9 protein-coding genes are annotated in these 18,573 nt (G+C 66.6%); 2 read left to right on the forward strand and 7 right to left on the reverse strand.

Translation table 11 applies throughout. The features are described from left to right. Nucleotides 1–61 precede the first annotated feature (61 nt). The 4 genes from FSZ13_RS12990 to FSZ13_RS13005 form a co-directional block, all read right to left on the reverse strand. Nucleotides 62–1,258: an MFS transporter gene (locus FSZ13_RS12990; RefSeq protein ID WP_145480300.1), complete on the reverse strand. Its 1,197-nt coding sequence runs from the start codon at nucleotides 1,256–1,258 to the stop codon at nucleotides 62–64. A 188-nt stretch (nucleotides 1,259–1,446) separates the two neighbouring features. Further along, nucleotides 1,447–4,134 (reverse strand): methionine synthase, encoded by a 2,688-nt coding sequence (metH, locus tag FSZ13_RS12995; RefSeq protein WP_145480302.1) that lies wholly within the window; start codon nucleotides 4,132–4,134, stop codon nucleotides 1,447–1,449. Then, on the reverse strand, nucleotides 4,131–5,219 hold the full coding sequence (locus tag FSZ13_RS13000) for a homocysteine S-methyltransferase family protein (RefSeq protein WP_145480304.1): 1,089 nt from the start codon (nucleotides 5,217–5,219) through the stop codon (nucleotides 4,131–4,133). The genes metH and FSZ13_RS13000 overlap by 4 nt, the downstream gene beginning before the upstream one ends. 10 nt (nucleotides 5,220–5,229) lie before the next feature. Further along, entirely contained in the window at nucleotides 5,230–6,159 is a 930-nt protein-coding gene (locus tag FSZ13_RS13005) for an ArsR/SmtB family transcription factor (protein ID WP_145480306.1), read from the reverse strand. 120 nt (nucleotides 6,160–6,279) lie between these two features. Between FSZ13_RS13005 and FSZ13_RS13010 the strand changes: the two genes are divergently transcribed. Beyond that, on the forward strand, nucleotides 6,280–7,455 hold the full coding sequence (locus tag FSZ13_RS13010; protein ID WP_428999997.1) for an acyl-CoA dehydrogenase family protein: 1,176 nt from the start codon (nucleotides 6,280–6,282) through the stop codon (nucleotides 7,453–7,455). Between the two features lie 611 nt (nucleotides 7,456–8,066). On the opposite strand, the gene FSZ13_RS13015 is transcribed toward FSZ13_RS13010, so the two are convergent. The 3 genes from FSZ13_RS13015 to FSZ13_RS13025 are packed head-to-tail and all read right to left on the reverse strand — an operon-like array spanning nucleotide 8,067 to nucleotide 13,189. Next, nucleotides 8,067–11,237 carry a multidrug efflux RND transporter permease subunit gene (locus FSZ13_RS13015; RefSeq protein WP_145480310.1) on the reverse strand — a complete coding sequence of 1,057 codons (3,171 nt, stop codon included), beginning with the start codon at nucleotides 11,235–11,237 and terminating at the stop codon, nucleotides 8,067–8,069. Between the two features lie 15 nt (nucleotides 11,238–11,252). Then, complete coding sequence (locus tag FSZ13_RS13020) at nucleotides 11,253–12,530, reverse strand: efflux RND transporter periplasmic adaptor subunit (protein WP_145480312.1); 1,278 nt, start codon at nucleotides 12,528–12,530, stop codon at nucleotides 11,253–11,255. Next, nucleotides 12,530–13,189, reverse strand: coding sequence for a TetR/AcrR family transcriptional regulator (locus tag FSZ13_RS13025; protein ID WP_145480314.1), 660 nt, complete (start codon nucleotides 13,187–13,189; stop codon nucleotides 12,530–12,532). Before FSZ13_RS13025 ends, FSZ13_RS13020 begins: the two co-directional genes overlap by 1 nt. 263 nt (nucleotides 13,190–13,452) lie before the next feature. Between FSZ13_RS13025 and FSZ13_RS13030 the strand changes: the two genes are divergently transcribed. Beyond that, a complete protein-coding gene (locus FSZ13_RS13030) occupies nucleotides 13,453–18,429 on the forward strand; it encodes an NAD-glutamate dehydrogenase (protein WP_145480316.1) in 4,977 nt (1,658 codons plus the stop codon). Nucleotides 18,430–18,573: the final 144 nt, after the last annotated feature.

The following is an 18,573-nucleotide window of genomic DNA, read 5'->3' on the forward strand; positions in this document are numbered from 1 at the left end:
TGCCCGCGCCGCCACGCACCGATCGGTAGCACACGACCGTTGGTCGTGTGCCCGCGCGGCGTTACCGGCGCAGGCGCGCGGCGCGCAGCAGCGGCAGGCTGATCGCGAAGAAGCACAGCAGCGCGCCGGCGAACGCGAACCCCGCGCCGGCCAGGAACGCCGTACGACCCTGGTCGATGTTCCACAGCTGGCCGGCGATCAACGCGCCCAGCACGCCGCCAACGCCGGACGAAAACCCGTACAGCAGCCCCTGCCCATGCCCGTTGAGGCGTCCAGGGAAATACGTGGCCAGCATCTGCATCGCCGCGGCGAAGAACGCGGCAAACCCGAGCGCATGTGCGGTCTGCGCGACCAGCATGATGCCCAGGTGCTGCGGAAACAGGGCGGTGACGGTCCAGCGCAGCGTGGAACTGACCAGTGCGATCAGCAGCATCCAACTGGCGTCATAGCGGCGGAAGAAGCGTCCGATGGTGAAGAACACGCCCACTTCGAACACCACGCCGACGGTCCACAGCAGGCCCAGCGTGGAGGTGGCATAGCCATGGTGGTCCATGTAGACCGAGAAGAAAGTGTAATAGGGCCCGAATGACAGCTGTTCCATGAACGCGGCCAGGAAGAACGCCAGCACCTGCGGCTTGCGCACGATCTGCCAGAAGCCGCTGGCGTCGCCGCCGCTACGATGGAAGTCGCGCGCGTAGTAATTGGAAAAGGCCGACACCACCAGCAGCGCGAACAGCGGCAGCATCAGCCACGGCAGCAGGTGCGCGTTGCCGGCGCCGCCGTGGCCTTCGATCAGCCAGCCAAAGCCCATCACCACCGCGATGAAGCCCAGCGATCCCCAGACCCGGATCAGCCCGTAGCGATGGCTGTCATTGCCGAGGTGGGTGAGCGTGATCGATTCGAACTGCGGCATCACCGCGTTGTAGAAGAAGCAGAACACCACCATGGCCGGGTACATCCACGGCTGCGGCAGTGGCAGCAGGAAGACGCAGAATGTCAGCAGGGTCAGCACGCAGCCGATCCGCAGCCAGCGGATCGGTCGCGGTGAGGCAGCGGCGATCGAGGTCCACGTGGTCGGCGCGACGATGCGGGTGGCGTACCAGATCCCCATCATCACGCTGATCGCGGTCACGCTCATCCCGCGCGCGGTCAGGAACAGCGACCAGTACGGGGTGAACGCGCCGAGGGCCGCGTAGTAGAACAGGTAGAAGCTGGAGAGGCGGGCGACCGGGACCGGGTCGCGGGGGTGGGGCGTCATTGCAGTGTGCCGATTGCGGTGGGGGGCGGGGGGGCCGTTGCGGCGGGGCTGGCACTTCGGCGGGGGGAGGTAGCGCCGACTGTTAGTCGGCTGCGGGGAGGATCAGCCGACTAACAGTCGGCGCTACCGTCGCTCTATTGGCCGTCGGCTTTATTAACCGTCGGCTCTACAGACCGCCGGCTCTACCCTCACTCTGGATCGTAATCCAGGTTCGAGGCCAGCCAGCGCTCGGCCTGGACACGGTCCACGCCCTTGCGCCTGGCGTAGTCGCCGACCTGCTCGCGGGTCACCCGGCCGACCACGAAATACTGGCTCTGCGGGTGGCTGAAGTAATACCCCGATACCGCCGCGGTGGGCAGCATCGCGAAACTTTCGGTCAACTGCATGTCCGCGTGGCGTTCGGCATCCAGCAGCCGGAACAGGGTGGCTTTCTCGCTGTGTTCCGGGCATGCCGGATACCCCGGCGCCGGTCGGATGCCGCTGTACCGTTCGGCGATCAACGCCTCGTTGTCCAGCGCTTCGTCCGGCTGGTAACCCCAGTAGTCGGTGCGCACGTGCTGGTGCAGGCGCTCGGCCAGCGCTTCGGCCAGGCGGTCGGCCAGCGCCTTGAGCAGGATCGCGTTGTAGTCGTCATGGTCGGCTTCGAAGCGCGCCACGTGCGGGTCGATGCCGATGCCGGCGGTGACCGCGAACGCTCCGATCCAGTCCTGGCGGCCGCTGTCGGCGGGCGCGATGAAATCGGCCAGGCAGAAGTCGGGGCGCTCCACCGGCTTGTCGACCTGCTGGCGCAGGAAGTGCAGCACGGCCGGCCCGTCGTCGGTGGTCAGGTGCACGTCGTCGCCGACGCTGTTGGCCGGCCACAGCCCGAACACCGCCTTGGCGGTCAGCCAGCGCTCCTCGACGATGCGGCTGAGCATCGCGCGCGCGTCGCAGTACAGCTCGCTGGCCTGGGTGCCCACGATCTCGTCGGTGAGGATGGCCGGGTACTTGCCGGCCAGCTCCCAGGCCTGGAAGAACGGCGTCCAGTCGATGACCTCGACCAGGTCGGCCAGCGGGTAATCGTCCAGCACGTGCAGCCCCGGCCTGCGCGGCGCGGGCGGCTGGTAGTCGGCCCAGCCACCGTCGAAGCGCTGCGCCCGCGCCTTGGCCAACGTGACCAGCCGTTTGGCGTCGCCGCGGTTGCGGTGACGCTGGCGGATGTCGGCGTAGTCGGCCTCGTTGGCGGCCACGAAGGCGTCGCGCAGCTCGCTGGAAATCAGCGACTGGGCCACGCCCACCGCGCGCGAGGCATCCTTCACCCACACCGTGGGTGCCTTGTAGTGCGGGTCGATCTTCAGCGCGGTATGCGCGCGCGAGGTGGTCGCGCCACCGATCATCAGCGGCAGGGTGAAGCCCTGGCGTTCCATCTCGCGGGCTACGTGGCTCATTTCTTCCAGCGATGGGGTGATCAGCCCGGACAGGCCGATGATGTCGGCGTTCTCGGCGCGGGCCGCGTCCAGGATCTTCTGCGCGGGCACCATCACCCCCAGGTCGATGACCTCGAAGTTGTTGCAGGCCAGGACCACGCCGACGATGTTCTTGCCGATGTCGTGCACGTCGCCCTTGACCGTGGCCATGATGATCTTGCCGTTGCTCCTGGCGGTATCACCGCTGCGCGCCTTTTCGGCTTCGATGAAGGGCAGCAGGTAGGCCACCGCCTTCTTCATCACGCGCGCCGACTTCACCACCTGCGGCAGGAACATCTTGCCGGCGCCGAACAGGTCGCCGACCACGTTCATGCCGTCCATCAACGGGCCTTCGATAACGTCCAGGGGCCGGCTGGAGCGGATCCGCGCTTCCTCGGTATCGGCCTCGACCCACGCATCCAGGCCGTGCACCAGCGCATGCGCCAGCCGCGCGTCGATCGGCTTCTCGCGCCAGGCCAGGTCTTCGCCCTTGACCTCGCCCTTTTTACCCTTGTAGCGCTCGGCGATCTCCAGCAGGCGTTCGGTACCGTCCGCGCGACGGTTGAGGATCACGTCCTCCACGCGCTCGCGCAGCTCCGGGTCCAGGTCGTCGTAGATCGGCATCGCGCCGGCGTTGACGATGCCCATGTCCATGCCGGCCGCAATGGCGTGGTACAGGAACACCGCGTGGATCGCCTGGCGCACGGTTTCGTTGCCGCGGAACGAGAACGACACGTTGGACACCCCACCGGACACGTGGCAGTGCGGCAGGGTGCGCTTGATGATGCGGGTGGCTTCGATGAAGTCCACCGCATAGTTGTCGTGTTCTTCGATGCCGGTGGCCACGGCGAAGATGTTCGGGTCGAAGATGATGTCCTGCGGCGGGAACCCGACCTGGTCGACCAGGATGCGGTAGGCGCGGGTGCAGATCTCCACCTTGCGCGCGCAGGTGTCGGCCTGGCCCTGTTCGTCGAAGGCCATCACCACGGCGGCGGCACCGTAGCGCATCACTTTGCGCGCCTGCTCGATGAACTGCGCTTCGCCTTCCTTGAGCGAGATCGAATTGACCACGCTCTTGCCCTGCAGGCACTTCAGCCCGGCTTCGATCACGCTCCACTTGGAGGAGTCGACCATCACCGGAATGCGTGCGATGTCCGGCTCGGACATGATCAGGTTGAGGTAGCGTGTCATTGCCTTTTCGGAATCGATCAGGCCCTCGTCCATGTTGACGTCAAGGATCTGCGCGCCGCTGGCGACCTGCTGGCGCGCGACGTCGACCGCTTCTTCGTACCGTTCTTCCTTGATCAGCTTGCGGAACTGGGCGCTGCCGGTGACGTTGGTGCGCTCGCCGATGTTGACGAACAGCAGGTCCGGTGTGATCACCAGCGGTTCCAGCCCGGACAGGCGGGTATGGCGGGTGGCGGCGCTCACGCGGCCTGCTCCCGGGCGCCGGGCAGGGCCCGCGGTGGCAGCCCGGCGACCGCCTGGGCGATGGCGCGGATATGATCGGGGGTGGAGCCGCAGCAGCCACCGACCAGGTTGAGCAGGCCGTCCTCGGCGAAGCCGCGCAGGGTGGCAGCCATTTCGTCCGGGGTTTCGTCGTATTCGCCGAACGCGTTCGGCAGGCCGGCGTTGGGGTGTGCGCTCACGTAACAATCGGCGACCTGGCCCAGGGTCTCCACGTGCGGACGCATCGCATCGGCACCCAGGGCGCAGTTCAGGCCGATCGACAATGGCCGCGCATGCGCCAGTGATGCATGGAAGGCGTCGGCGGTCTGGCCGGACAGGGTGCGACCGGAGGCGTCGGTGATGGTTCCGGAGATCATGACCGGCAGCCGTGCGCCGCGCGCGTCGAATGCCTCCTCGATCGCGAACAGCGCGGCCTTGGCGTTGAGCGTGTCGAAGATGGTCTCGACCATCAGGGTGTCGGCGCCGCCGTCGATCAGGCCATCGATGGCTTCGCGGTAGGTGTCGCGCAGCGCGTCGAAGCTGGTGTTGCGGAAGCCGGGGTCGTTCACGTCCGGGCTGATCGAGGCGGTGCGGCTGGTCGGGCCGAGCACGCCGATCACGAAGCGCGGTTTGTCCGGGGTGGTGGCTTCGACCGCGTCGCAGCAGGCGCGGGCTACCGCCGCGCCGGCCTTGTTCAGTTCGTACACCAGGTGTTCCAGGTGGTAATCGGCCTGGCTGACCGAGGTGGCGTTGAAGGTGTTGGTTTCGACCAGGTCGGCGCCGGCCTGCAGGTAGGCGGTGTGGATGTCGGCGATGATTTCGGGCCGGGTCAGCAGCAGCAGGTCGTTGTTGCCCTTCAGGTCATGCCCTTCCGGCGTGCCGTGGTCGCAGCCCGCGCCGTGCTGGTGGTCGAAGCCCTGGGCGAAGCGCTCGCCGCGGTAGTCGGCCTCTTCCAGTCCATGCCGCTGGATCATGGTGCCCATGGCACCGTCGATGATCAGGATGCGCTGGGCCAGCGCCTGTTCCAGGGCGCGGACACGATCGGGGTGCAGCCAGGGCAGGGACATCGGGAGAACCTCAGGGCTTGCTGGCGATCAGCGAAATGACTTCGAAGTGCGGGGGGCGCTTCTCGCGGGTCACGGTTTCCAGGCTGGACACGACCAGCCCGGCCTTTTCGGCGAACCGGCGCAGTTCCTTGTCCGAGAAACCGAGATTGACGTGGCCGTAAGCTTCCACGGCGGCCTTGTGCTCATGGCGGGCCAGGCTGCACAGCAGCAGGCGGCCGCCCGGACGCAGTACGCGCGCACCTTCGGCCACGGCCTGGGCGGGCTTGGCCGCGTAGGTAAGGGCGTGCATCAGCACGACCAGGTCGAAGCTGCGGTCCTTGAACGGCAGGGCATGCATGTCGCCTTCGCGGACCTCGACGTTGGCCAGCCGACGCAGGCGTTCGCTGGCGGCGGCCACCACGCGGGCGCTGGTGTCGATGCACACGTAGCGCTTGGCGTGCGGGGCCACCAGTTCGGCCAGGACGCCGTCGCCGGAGGCGATGTCCAGCACGTCGCCGGTTTCCAGCAGCGGCAGGGCGGTGCGCGCCAGCGCTTCCCAGGTGCGCCCGGGGGAATAGTGGCGTTCCATGTCGCCGGCGACGCTGTCGGCCCAGTTCTGGTCGGCGGCGCGGCTGGCCAGCACGGCGGCCACGCGTTCGGCATCCTGGCGCAGCAGCGGGTCGTCGCTGCCGGTGCTCAGGGCATGCCACAATGCACGCTGCGCCGGGTCCAGCGCGGCGTCGTCGAAGCGGTAGTACGCCGACACGCCGGCACGCCGGTCGCGGACCAGGCCGGCTTCCTTGAGCCGGGCCAGGTGGGTGGACACCCGCGGCTGCGCCAGGGTGGTGATGGCCGACAGCTCGGCCACGGTGAGCTCCTCCTGCTCCAGCAGGGTCAGCAGGCGTACGCGGGTGGCGTCGGCGAACACTTTCAGCCGGACCGACCAGTCCTCGAGATCCATAAATATCTACCTATCGCGATATAGAGATATTTTCGTCCCTTGGCGCCTGCGCGGTCAAGTCAGCCGGGATTGGCCGGCCCCCGGTACAATCGCACCATCCGGTCGCGTACTGCGCGGCCTTTGCAGCCATGTTCCTGGGAGGGTGTTGTGGATTTCAGTTTCACCGAAGAGCAGCTGATGCTGCAGGATGTCGCGCGTCGCATCGCGCAGGAAAAGATCGCACCCAGTGCGGAGCACCATGACCGCACCGGCGAGTTCCCGCTGGAGAACATCCGCCTGCTCGGCGAGAACGGGTTGATGGGCATCGAAGTGCCGGCCGAATACGGTGGCGCGGGCATGGACCCGATCGCCTACGTGCTGGCGATGGTGGAGGTGGCCGCGGGCGACGCGGCGCATTCGACGATCATGTCGGTCAACAATTCGCTGTTCTGCAACGGCATCCTGACCCACGGCAGCGAGGCGCAGAAGCAGAAGTATGTGCGCGCCATCGCCGAGGGCGAGGCCATCGGTGCCTTCGCGCTGACCGAGCCGCAGTCCGGTTCGGACGCCACCGCCATGCGCTGCCGCGCGGTCAGGCAGGCCGATGGCACCTACGTGATCAACGGCAAGAAGAGCTGGATCACCTCGGGCCCGGTGGCCAAATACATCGTGCTGTTCGCGATGACCGACCCGGAGCAGGGCGCCCGCGGGATCACCGCGTTCATGATCGACACCGACAAGGCCGGCTTCCACCGCGGCAAGACCGAGCCGAAGTTGGGGATCCGCGCGTCGGCGACCTGCGAGATCGAGTTCCAGGATTACGTGGCGGCTTCTGAAGACGTGGTGGGCAAGGAAGGCGAGGGCTTCAAGATCGCCATGGGCGTTCTGGACGCGGGCCGCATCGGCATCGCCTCGCAGGCCATCGGCATCGCGCGCGCGGCGTACGAGGCCACCCTCGAGTACGTGAAGGACCGCAAGGCGTTCGGCGCGGCGATCGGCACGTTCCAGATGACCCAGGCCAAGATCGCCGACATGAAGTGCAAGCTGGATGCAGCACTGCTGCTGACCCTGCGCGCGGCATGGGTGAAGGGCCAGGGCAAGCGTTTCAGCAACGAAGCAGCCATCGCCAAGCTGACCGCCTCCGAAGCGGCCATGTGGATCACCCACCAGGCGGTGCAGATCCACGGTGGCATGGGCTATTCCAAGGAAATGCCGCTGGAGCGCTACTTCCGCGACGCCAAGATCACCGAGATCTACGAAGGCACCTCGGAAATCCAGCGCCTGGTCATCGCCCGCAACGAAACCGGCCTGCGCTGACGCGGATTCTCGCTGCACAGAACACAGCATCGGGGCCCTTTGGGGCCCCGATTGCGTTTCGGGTGTGTGATTGCATGGTTTGCCTGGGTACCGGGCTGCGCCCGGTAGCTTCATGCATCTGGGCGAACAGCCTTTGGGCACCGGCCCGCCTTTGACAGTAGGCAGGAGGCCAAGGAAAAAGCACAGGGCAGAGCGCCCCGCCGGTAGGGTTGGTTCCCAAACAACCGCCGTGAAAATTTCCACGTTCAATAACGCATTGAACTGATTGAAGTAGGGTGCCGGCATCGCCGGCACACCCGCTTTTCCCGTGGCAACGACACACTGTCAAAAGGTGGGTCGGGGCGGGTTTGTGGGGGTGTGAGCCGCATGGATGCGACGACCAAGCCTACATGGACGTATTTACGGCGTCCCCCACAAACCCGTCCCGATCCGCCTAAGCCAGAGACCGCATCAGCCAGGGGCTGTTCGCCAGAAACCAACAGCAGCCGGGCAGAGCCCGGCTCTACGTGGAGCGTGCAACGCAACAGCAGCCGGGCAGGGCCCGGCTCTACGGCAACAAAAAAAAGGCCCCGGATCGCTCCGGGGCCTTTCGCGTTTCAATCAAACAAAGATCAACGATCCGGACGGTGCGACGTGTTGGCGTCGCCCTGGCGTTCCAGGAACTCCTTGGACGGTTCGTCCAGCTTGTCGCCCAGCATGCGGCGGACCACCACGAAGAACACCGGGATCATCAGCAGGCCGAGGAAGGTGGCGAACACCATGCCGCCGATCACGCCCGTGCCGATGGCGTGACGCGCGTTGGCGCCGGCACCGGTGGAGATCGCCATCGGGATCACGCCCATGATGAACGCGAACGAGGTCATCAGGATCGGGCGGAAGCGCAGGCGCGACGCCTCGATGGTTGCCTCGCGCAGGCTCTTGCCCGCCGCCCGCTGCTCCACCGCGAACTCCACGATCAGGATCGCGTTCTTGGCCGCAAGACCAATGACCGTGATCAGGCCGATCTTGAAGTACAGGTCGTTGGGCAGCCCGCGGGCCAGCGAGAACGCCAGCGCACCGAGCACGCCCAGCGGCACCACCAACAGCACCGCCACCGGGATCGACCAGCTTTCATACAGCGCCGCAAGGCACAGGAACACCACCACGATCGACAACACCAGCAGCAGCGTCGCCGCATTGCCGGCCAGGATTTCCTGGTAGGACATGCCCGACCAGTCGTAGCCGAAGCCCGGCGGCAGGTCGTCCTGCACGATCCGCTCCATCGCCTGCATCGCCTCGCCCGAGCTCTTGCCCGGCGCCTGCGAACCCACGATGTTGATCGCCGAATAGCCGTTGTAGCGGCTGAGCGACGGCGGTGCCGACACCCATTCCGACTTCACCACCGTGCTCAGCGGAATCATCGCCGGCGTACCGTCGCTGTTCTTCTGCAGCGAACTCGGCGTGTAGAAGCTGTTCAGCGACTCCGCCCCGGTCCGGAACGGACCGTCGGCCTGCATCGTGACCCGCTTGATGCGGCCCTCATAGAAGAAGTCGTTCACGTACACCGGCGCCAGCATCAGCTGGATCGTGCTGTACACGTCCGACACCGACAGGCCCATGGTCTGCGCCTGCACGCGGTCCACGTGCAGCTGCAGCTGCGGTGCGTTTTCCAGCCCGTTCGGACGCACGCCGGTGAGCAGTTCCTTCTCTTCCGCCGCCTTGCCCAGCAGGATGTTGCGCGCCTGCGTCAGCTGTTCGAAGCCGGCACCGCCACGGTCCTGCAGCCACATGTCGAAGCCGCCGAACTGGCCCAGGCCCTGTACCGTCGGCAGGTTGACCACGAAGATCTGCGCTTCCTTGATGCCGTAGAACGCGCCGTTCATGTTGCCGATGAACTCGGGCACCGTGATATCGCGGTCCGCCCAGGGCTTGAGCCGGATGAAGCCCATGCCCACGTTTTCACCGGAACCGACGAAGCTGAAACCGGCCACCTGCAGCATGCCCTCGAAACCATCCTGCTTTTCCAGGATGCCGCGCATCTGGGCGAAGGTCGCATTGGTCTGCGCCTTGGTCGAGCCCGGCGGGAGCTGCACGATCGCCAGCGCATAGCCCTGGTCTTCTTCCGGAAGGAAGCTGCCCGGCATGCGGGTGAACAGGAAGCCGCACAGCACCGTGAGCACCACGAACAGGATCATCCAGCGCGGCGCATGCTTCACCGCCGAGGTGATGTGGCCCACGTAGGTGCCGCTGACCTTGTCGTAGTACTTGTTGAAGGTGCGGTACACCACGTTCGGCTTGCCGTGCGTGGGCGTGAGGAAGGTCGCGCACAACGCCGGGGTGAAGCCCAGCGCCAGGAACGCCGAGAACGCCATCGCGATGGCGATGGTCAGCGCGAACTGCTTGTAGATCTCGCCGGCCGCGCCGCCCTGCAGCGCCGACGGAATGAACACCGCCGCCAGCACCACCGTGATCGCCACCACCGCGCCGGTGATCTGGGTCATGGCCTTCTGGGTCGCGGCCTTCGGCGGCAGCTTCTCCTCGGTCATGATCCGTTCGACGTTCTCGATCACCACGATCGCGTCATCGACCACGATGCCGATCGCCAGCACCATCGCGAACAGGGTCAGCTGATTGATGGTGAAGCCGATGATGCTCATGCCCAGGAAGGTGCCGAGCAGGGCCACCGGGATCACCAGGGTCGGAATCAGCGTCGCGCGGAAGTTCTGCAGGAAGATCAGCATCACCAGGAAGACCAGCACGATCGCTTCGATCAGGGTCTTGACCACTTCCTCGATCGAGATCTTCACGAAGGTGGTGCTGTCGTACGGCGAGAACCAGCTGACGCCGGCCGGGAAGCTCGGCTGCAGCTCGTCCATCTTGGCGCGCACCGCGTCAGCCACGTTCAACGCGTTGGCACCGGGCAGCAGCTGGATCGCGAAGGCACCGGTCGGCTTGCCGTTGTACTGCGTATCGAAGCCGTAGTTGTTGGCGCCGAAGGCGATCCGCGCCACGTCCTTGAGCATCACCCGCGAGCCATCCGCGTTTGCCCGCAGGATGATGTTCTCGAACTGCTCCGGCGAGCTGAAGCGGCCTTCGGCCGACACCGTGGCAGTGAAGTAGTGCCCGGCCGGGGACGGGTCCGAACCCAGCGAACCGGCGGCGAACTGCACGTTCTGCGCCTTGATCGCGGCCAGTACCTGGCTGGCCGAGAGCCCGTAGCCCTGCATCCGTTCCGGGTTGAGCCAGATGTTCATGGCGTACTCGGAACCGAACTGCTGGGTGCTGCCGACGCCGGGAATGCGCGAGATCTGGTCGAGCACGCGCGAGCCGACGATGTCGTTGAGCGCATCGCGGGTGATCGACTCGCGGTCGGACTGCAGCGCGACCACCATCAGGAAGCCGGCGTTGGCCTTGGCCACCACCACGCCCTGCTGGGTCACTTCGGTGGGCAGGCGCGGCGTGGCCAGCGACACCTTGTTCTGCACCTGCACCTGCGCGATGTCCGCGTCGGTACCGGTTTCGAAGGTCAGGGTGATCTGCGCCCGACCGTTGGAGGCCGACGAGGAACTGAAGTACAGCAGGTGGTCGATACCGGTCAGCTGCTGCTCGATCACCTGGGTGACCGACTTTTCGGTGGTGTCGGCGCTGGCGCCGGGGTAGGTGGCGCTCACCGTCACCTGGGGCGGTGCGATGCTCGGGTAGGACTCCACGCCCAGACCCAGGATCGAGATCACGCCCGCAAGCGAGATCAGGATCGCGACCACCCAGGCGAATACCGGGTGTTCAATGAAAAATTTAGGCATGACGGACGGTTCCCGTTATTGCTTGGTCGGTTCGGCAGCCGGAGCGCCGTCGGACGGCGTGGCAGCCGGGTCGGCGGGTGCCGCGGCGGCATCGGCCGGTGCGGCAGGTGCCTGGCCGGCGGCGGCCGGTGCAGCCCCGGCCGGGGCCTGGCCATTGCCGTTGGCGGCGGTCGGGGTCCACGGCTTGGCCGTGGCTGGCGCGCCTTCCTTGACCTTCTGCACGCCCGCCACGATCACCTGGTCGCCGGCCTCCAGGCCGCTGCTGACCAGCCAGTTGCTGCCCTGCTGGCCTTCGGTGACGACGTTGCGGCGCAGAACCTTGCCGTCCTTGCCGACGACCATCACGTAGCCGCCGATGGTGTCACGCTGCAGTGCCTGCAACGGCACCAGGAAGGCATTCTTGCGCTCGCCCAGCGCCGCCTGGAAGCTCACGAACGAACCCGGCAGCAGGATCTTGTCCGGGTTCGGCAGCACGGCGCGCAGCGTCACCGCGCCGGTGGACGGGTCGACCACGGCCGAGGAGTAATCCAGCGTGCCCGGGTGCTCATAGGCGGTGCCGTCGGCCAGCTTCACCTGCACGGTCGACTTGCCGTCGCCGGCCAGGGTCACCGCACCCTTGGCCTGGGCCTGGCGCAGCTGGGTGAGCTCGTCCGAGCTCATCGAGAAGTTGACGTACAGCGGGTCCAGCTGGTCCACGGTGGTCAACAGGGTGATGTCGCCCTGGCCGACCAGCGCGCCTTCGGTGACCTGCTGCTTGCCGGCGCGGCCGTCGATCGGCGAGGTGACCTGGGCATAGCCGAGGTTGATCTTGGCGTTCGACAGCGACGCCTGGGCCTGCTGCACGGCGGCGGCGGCAGTGCGCTCGGTGGCTTCAGCGGCGTCCAGGTCCGACTTGGAGACGAACTTCTGCGGGGCCAGCGAACGGGCACGGGCAGCGGCCGCCTTGGCATTGGCGTAGGTGGCCTGCGCCGAGGCCAGTTCGGCCTGCGAGGCATTCAACGCGGCCTGCAGCGGCGCCGGGTCGATCAGGAACAGCACCTGGCCCTGCTTCACGTCCTGGCCTTCCTGGTAGACGCGCTTGAGCAGCACGCCGGGCACGCGGGCGCGCACGTCGGCACTGCGGTACGGCGACAGGCGGCCGACCAGCTCACGCTGCAGCGGCAGGGTGTCGGCTTTGGCCTCGATCACGCCCACTTCCGGCGGCGGGGGCGTCTGTTGCTCCTCCTTCTTGCAGGCGGTCAACGCGACGGCGACTGCGCACGACAGGGCAAAGGTGCGGAGTGGGGCGATCATCAGGAGAAACTCCGGTGTTGGTTTGAATGCGGTGGGCGGACCGCGTCCGGCGCGGCAAACGCACGCAGGAAGCTGTCCACGGAAAATTCGGCCCAGCGGCGCCGCTGCGAAGCGTCAGCACGATGGGGGGTGTGGAACCGTTGTTTCTCGAAATCCAGCCCGGCGATCATGCTCAATAGCAGTTCGGCCATGAAGTGCGGGTCGTCATGCCGGAGCAGGCCATCCCGACACCGCTGCTGGATCCATTCAGCGAGGTGAAGACTGAGCGCACCCGCGCCATCGCGATAGAGCGAACGTGCTTCGTCGGGAAACTGGGCCGCCTCCGCTGCGATCAGGCGGCGGGCCTGGGCCACGTGGGGTTCGTTGAAGTGGTCCAGGTAGTCGAGCGCGAACTGCAGCAGGCTGCCGCGCAGGTCGTCGCCGTCCAGGGCGCGCAGGCCGGCGGTGGCGCGGCACAGGTGCCGCTGCAGGACCCGGCGCAGCAGTTCCTGCTTGCTGCCGTAGCGGCTGTAGAGGGTCTGCTTGGAACATCCCGCCTGCTGCGCGACCGACTCCATGCTCAGCTGCATGCCCTGGGTGGCCATCAGATCGCGCACGGCATCGAACACGCGATGATCGCGCGCGTCGAGGACCGCAGCGGCTGGGGCAGGGGAGTTCACGCGGTGGACTATACCGTCCAGTTCAGAATTGGTGAAGCGTGGCGTTCGGCACGGTCCGTCATGCCGACATCAAGCTGCCACCGCGCGTGCCGATGCTGTTGCATCCGCTGCATCGCGGTCGGCATCCATACCGCCGCGAATTGAACGTGTCGATGTAAACGCCACCCAACCCGAAAAACCTTATTCCGTCCTGCAGCAAGGTGTTTTCATGCGGTAGGGCTACAATTTCATCTTTCCAACTGGGCAACACGCACCGCTCTGCCATGAAACCGCAAAAAACAGCAGCCAAGACCGTGAAAAAAACGACCAAACCAGCCGATACGCAGACTGTTTCGCCAGTGGGCTTCTCGCTGGAACCGGTGTACACGGCCTTGCGCAAGCGTTACCCGGCGGCCGGGCAGGCCGAGGCAGTGGCGTTCGCCGCAGACTTCTACAAGCGCATGGAAGCGGACGAGTTCCCGCACCACACCGCTGAAGAATGGGCCGCGCTGGCCGGCGACACCCTCGAATTCGCGCGCGCGCGCAAAGCTGGCAAAGCCAACGTGCGCGTGTTCAACCCCACCCTGAAGGCCAACGGTTGGGAATCGGCGCACACCGTGCTGCAGATCGTCAACGACGACATGCCGTTCCTGGTCGACACCGTGACCATGACCCTGGCCGACCACGGCGTGGGCGTACACGTGCTGGGCCACCCGGTGATCCGTTTCACCCGCGACAAGTCCGGCAAGGTGTCGAGCGTGGGCGAGGGCACCGCCGAATCGGTGATGCTGCTGGAAATCGACCGCCAGCCGGCCGAGGCCATGGCCGATGTCGAGCAGGCCATCGTCAAGGCGCTGGAAGAAGTGCGGGCCATCGTCGGCGACTGGCAGGCCATGCGCAGCAAGGCGCTGGCCCTGGCCGACGACCTCGGCACCCGCCAGCTGCCGGTGGACGACGCGTCGCGCGCCGAAGCGCAGGCATTCCTACGCTGGGCCGCTGAAAACCACTTCACCTTCTTCGGCTATCGCGAGTACCGCGTCGAGAAGCAGGGCAAGGAAGACGTGCTGGCGCCGTTGAACGACACCGGCCTGGGCCTGATGCGCGGCAAGGACAAGTCCGCCGCGCGCCCGGTCAAGACCCTGGCCGCGCAGGGCCTCAACGCCACCACCGGGTTGAAGGACGCGCTGATCCTGACCAAGACCAACGCGCGTTCGCGCGTGCACCGCGCCGGCTACATGGATTACATCGGCGTGCTGGAATTCGACGCTAAGGGCAGGATCATCGGCGAACAGCGCTTCCTCGGCCTGTTCACCTCCAGCGCCTACAACCGCCGCCCGTGGGAAATCCCGCTGGTGCGCCAGCGCCACGAATACGTGATGAGCAAGTCGGGCCTGGCCCCGGCCAGCCACAGCGGCAAGGCGCTGCGCCACATCCTGGAAACCCTGCCGCGCGAAGAGCTGTTCCAGTCCAGCGAGGAAGAGCTGTACCGCACCGCCATCGGCGTGCTCGGCCTGCAGGAGCGCGTGCGCAGCCGCCTGTTCCTGCGCCGCGACAAGTACAGCCGTTTCATTTCCGCGCTGGTGTACCTGCCGCGCGAACGCTTCAACACCGACGTGCGCCTGCGCATCGAAGCGATGCTCAAGGACGCCCTGCAGGGCGAATACGTGGACAGCTCGGTGGTGCTCGGTGAGTCGCCGCTGGCCCAGGTGCACCTGATCGTGCGCCCGAAGGCCGGCCAGACCCTGGAAGTGGACACCAGCGTGCTGGAACAGAAGCTGGCCCAGGTCCTGCGCAACTGGCAGGATGACCTGCGCGAAGCGCTGGTGGCCCGCCACGGCGAAAGCGAAGGCCTGCGCATCGCCTCGCGCATCGGCAAGGCACTGCCGGCCGGGTACATCGAAGATTCCAGCACCGAGATCGCGGCCAATGATGTCAGCCAGCTCGACGCGCTGACCGGTCCGGACGACCTGCGCCTGAGCCTGCAGGCCGTGCAGCGCGAAGGCGGCGAGGGCCTGCGCCTGAAGCTGTACCGCCAGCTGGACGACATTCCGCTGTCCGACGCGCTGCCGATGATGGAAAACATGGGCCTGCGCGTGATCTCCGAGCGCCCGTACCGCCTCAGCGTGGACAACGCGCCGGTGTACGTGCAGGACTTCGAAGTGGAGTCGCTGGCCGGTCCGATCAACGCCGCCAGCGCCGACGCCGCGTTCGGCGAAACCTTCGCCCGGGTCTGGCACGGCGACGCCGAGAACGACGGCTTCAACCGCCTGGTGCTGGCCGCCGGCCTGCACTGGCGCCAGGTCGCCATGCTGCGTGGCTACTGCAAGTACCTGCTGCAGACCGGCGTGCCGTTCTCGCAGGCCTACGTGGAAGCCACCTTCACCCGTTACCCGCTGCTGGCCCGCCTGCTGGTGGAGCTGTTCGAAGCGCGCTTCGACCCGGCCACCGGGAACGAGGACAAGGCGGCGATCGCCGAGGGCCAGGCCGAGCTGCGCGCACACTTGGACGTGCTGTCCGGTGGCGACGAGGCCACCCTCAAGGTGCTCGGCACCGTCGTCGATGCCCGCAAGGGCGACCGCAAGGCACAGATGGACGCGGCGCGCGATGCGCTGCTCAAGTTGATGGACCGCGTCTCCAGCCTGGACGAAGACCGCATCCTGCGCAGCTTCATGGGCGTGATCGACGCCACCCTGCGCACCAGCTACTACCAGACCGACGCGGAGGGCCGCCACGGCCACGTGATCAGCTTCAAGTTCGATTCGGCGCTGGTGCCGGACCTGCCCAAGCCGCGCCCGTACCGCGAAATCTTCGTGTACGGTCCGCGCGTGGAAGGTACCCACCTGCGCTTCGGCGCGGTCGCCCGTGGCGGCCTGCGCTGGTCGGACCGTCGCGAAGACTTCCGCACCGAAGTGCTGGGCCTGGTCAAGGCGCAGATGGTGAAGAACACGGTGATCGTGCCGGTCGGTGCCAAGGGTGGCTTCTTCGCCAAGACCCCGCCGGCCAGCGGCGACCGTGATGCGGTGTTCGCCAACGGCGTGGCCTGCTACAAGCTGTTCATCCAGGGCCTGCTGGACATCACCGACAACATCGTCAACAACAAGATCGTGCCGCCGGTGGACGTGGTCCGCCACGACATGGACGACCCGTACCTGGTGGTGGCGGCCGACAAGGGCACCGCGACCTTCTCCGACATCGCCAACGGCCTGGCCATCGCGCACGGCTTCTGGATGGGCGATGCGTTCGCTTCCGGCGGTTCGGTCGGTTACGACCACAAGGGCATGGGCATCACCGCGCGTGGTGCGTGGGAGTCGGTCAAGCGCCACTTCCGTGCGCTGGGCCGTGACAGCCAGAGCCAGGACTTCACCACGGTCGGTGTCGGCGACATGTCCGGCGACGTGTTCGGCAACGGCATGCTGCTGTCGCGGCATATCCGCCTGCTGGCCGCGTTCGACCACCGCCACATCTTCCTGGATCCGAATCCGGACGCGGCCACGTCGTTCGTCGAGCGCGAGCGCATGTTCACCGTGCCGCGGTCGAGCTGGGCCGACTACGACGCCAAGCTGATCAGCAAGGGCGGCGGCATCTACCCGCGCACCCTGAAGTCGATCGAGATCACGCCGCAGGTGCGTGAAGCGCTGGGCCTGGACGACAACGTCAAGGCGCTGTCGCCCAACGACCTGATGAGCGCGATCCTGAAGGCGCCGGTGGACCTGCTTTGGAACGGCGGCATCGGTACCTACGTCAAAGCGGCGACCGAGCAGCACAGCGACGTCGGCGATCGTGCCAACAATGCGCTGCGCGTCAACGGTGGCGAGCTGCGCTGCAAGGTGGTGGGCGAGGGCGGCAACCTGGGCATGACCCAGCTCGGCCGTATCGAGGCGGCCCAGGCCGGCGTGCTGCTCAACACCGACTTCATCGACAACTCGGCCGGCGTGGATACCTCCGACCACGAAGTCAACATCAAGATCCTGCTCAACGACGTGGTGCGGGCCAAGAAGCTGACCGTGGACGCGCGCAACAAGCTGCTGGCGTCGATGACCGACGAAGTGGCCGAGCTGGTACTCAACGACAACTACCGCCAGAACCAGGCCCTCAGCCTGATGGAGCGGATGGCGGTCAAGCGCCTCGGTTCGAAGCAGCACTTCATCCGTACGCTGGAGAAGCAGGGCCTGCTGGACCGGCAGATCGAGTTCCTGCCGTCCGACGCCGAGCTGTCGGCGCGCAAGGCGCGCGGCCAGGGGCTGACGCGTCCGGAGCTGTCGGTGCTGCTGTCGTACTCCAAGCTGGTGGCGTTCGCGCAGCTGCTGGAATCGGACATCCCGGAAGATCCCTACCTGTCCAAGGAGCTGCAGCGCTACTTCCCGACGCCGCTGCAGAAGAAGTACGCCGATGCGATGGAGCGTCACCGCCTGAAGCGCGAAATCATCGCCACGGCGGTGACCAACCAGACCATCAACCGCATGGGCGCCACCTTCCTGATGCGCATGCAGGAAGACACCGGCCGCAGCATCGCCGAGGTCGCCAAGGCGTATACGATCAGCCGCGAAACGCTGGATGCACGGGCCTTGTGGGCGCAGATCGACGCGCTCGACGGGACCCTGCCGGAGTCGGTGCAGATCGATGCGCTGGAAGTGATCTGGAAGCTGCAGCGCTCGTTCGTGCGCTGGCTGCTGTTCCGCCCCGGCGCGATGCCGGGCATCACCGAGGCGGTGAACCGCTACCAGGCGCCGTTCAACGACATCCGCGACGCGTCCGGCGTGCTGCCCGATTCGCAGCGTCCGGCCTATGAGGCAAGCGTGCAGGAGTGGAAGGACAAGGGCCTGCCGCCGGCATTGGCACAGCAGCTGTCCGAGCTGCAGTTTCTGGAGCCGGCGTTCGACATCATCGAACTGGCGCGCACCCGCAAGTTGAAGCCGGTGGACGTGTCCAAGGTCCACTTCCGCCTGGGCGATGCGCTGCAGCTGCCGTGGCTGTTCGAGCAGATCGACGCGCTGGAGGTCAACGGCCGTTGGCACGCGGTGGCCCGTGGCGTGCTGCGCGACGAGCTGGCCGCCCATCACCGCAACCTGGCTGCCCAGGTGCTGTCGATGAAGGGTGGCAGCGCCGAGGCGAAGGTCGCGGCCTGGATCGGCCGTGACGACAGCAGCCTGCGTTTCACCCTGTCGATGCTGCAGGAGCTGGCCGAGCAGAAGACGCTCGACTACCCGACGGTATCGGTGGCGGTGCAGCGCCTGGGCCAGCTCGCCGCCCACGGCGCGTAAGCGCTCGGAATTGCCGGGCTCTGCCCGGCAACGGCTACACGAAAAGGCCCCGCCACAATGGCGGGGTCTTTTTTATTTGGAGCAGACGCGGCTGCCGGTGGATCGAGCGCCGGGGCGCCACACCCTTTCCGGCGAATGTCCCCC

The sequence above is a fragment of the Stenotrophomonas rhizophila genome (assembly GCF_007667275.1).
Classification (GTDB): Bacteria; Pseudomonadota; Gammaproteobacteria; order Xanthomonadales; family Xanthomonadaceae; genus Stenotrophomonas; species Stenotrophomonas maltophilia_AE.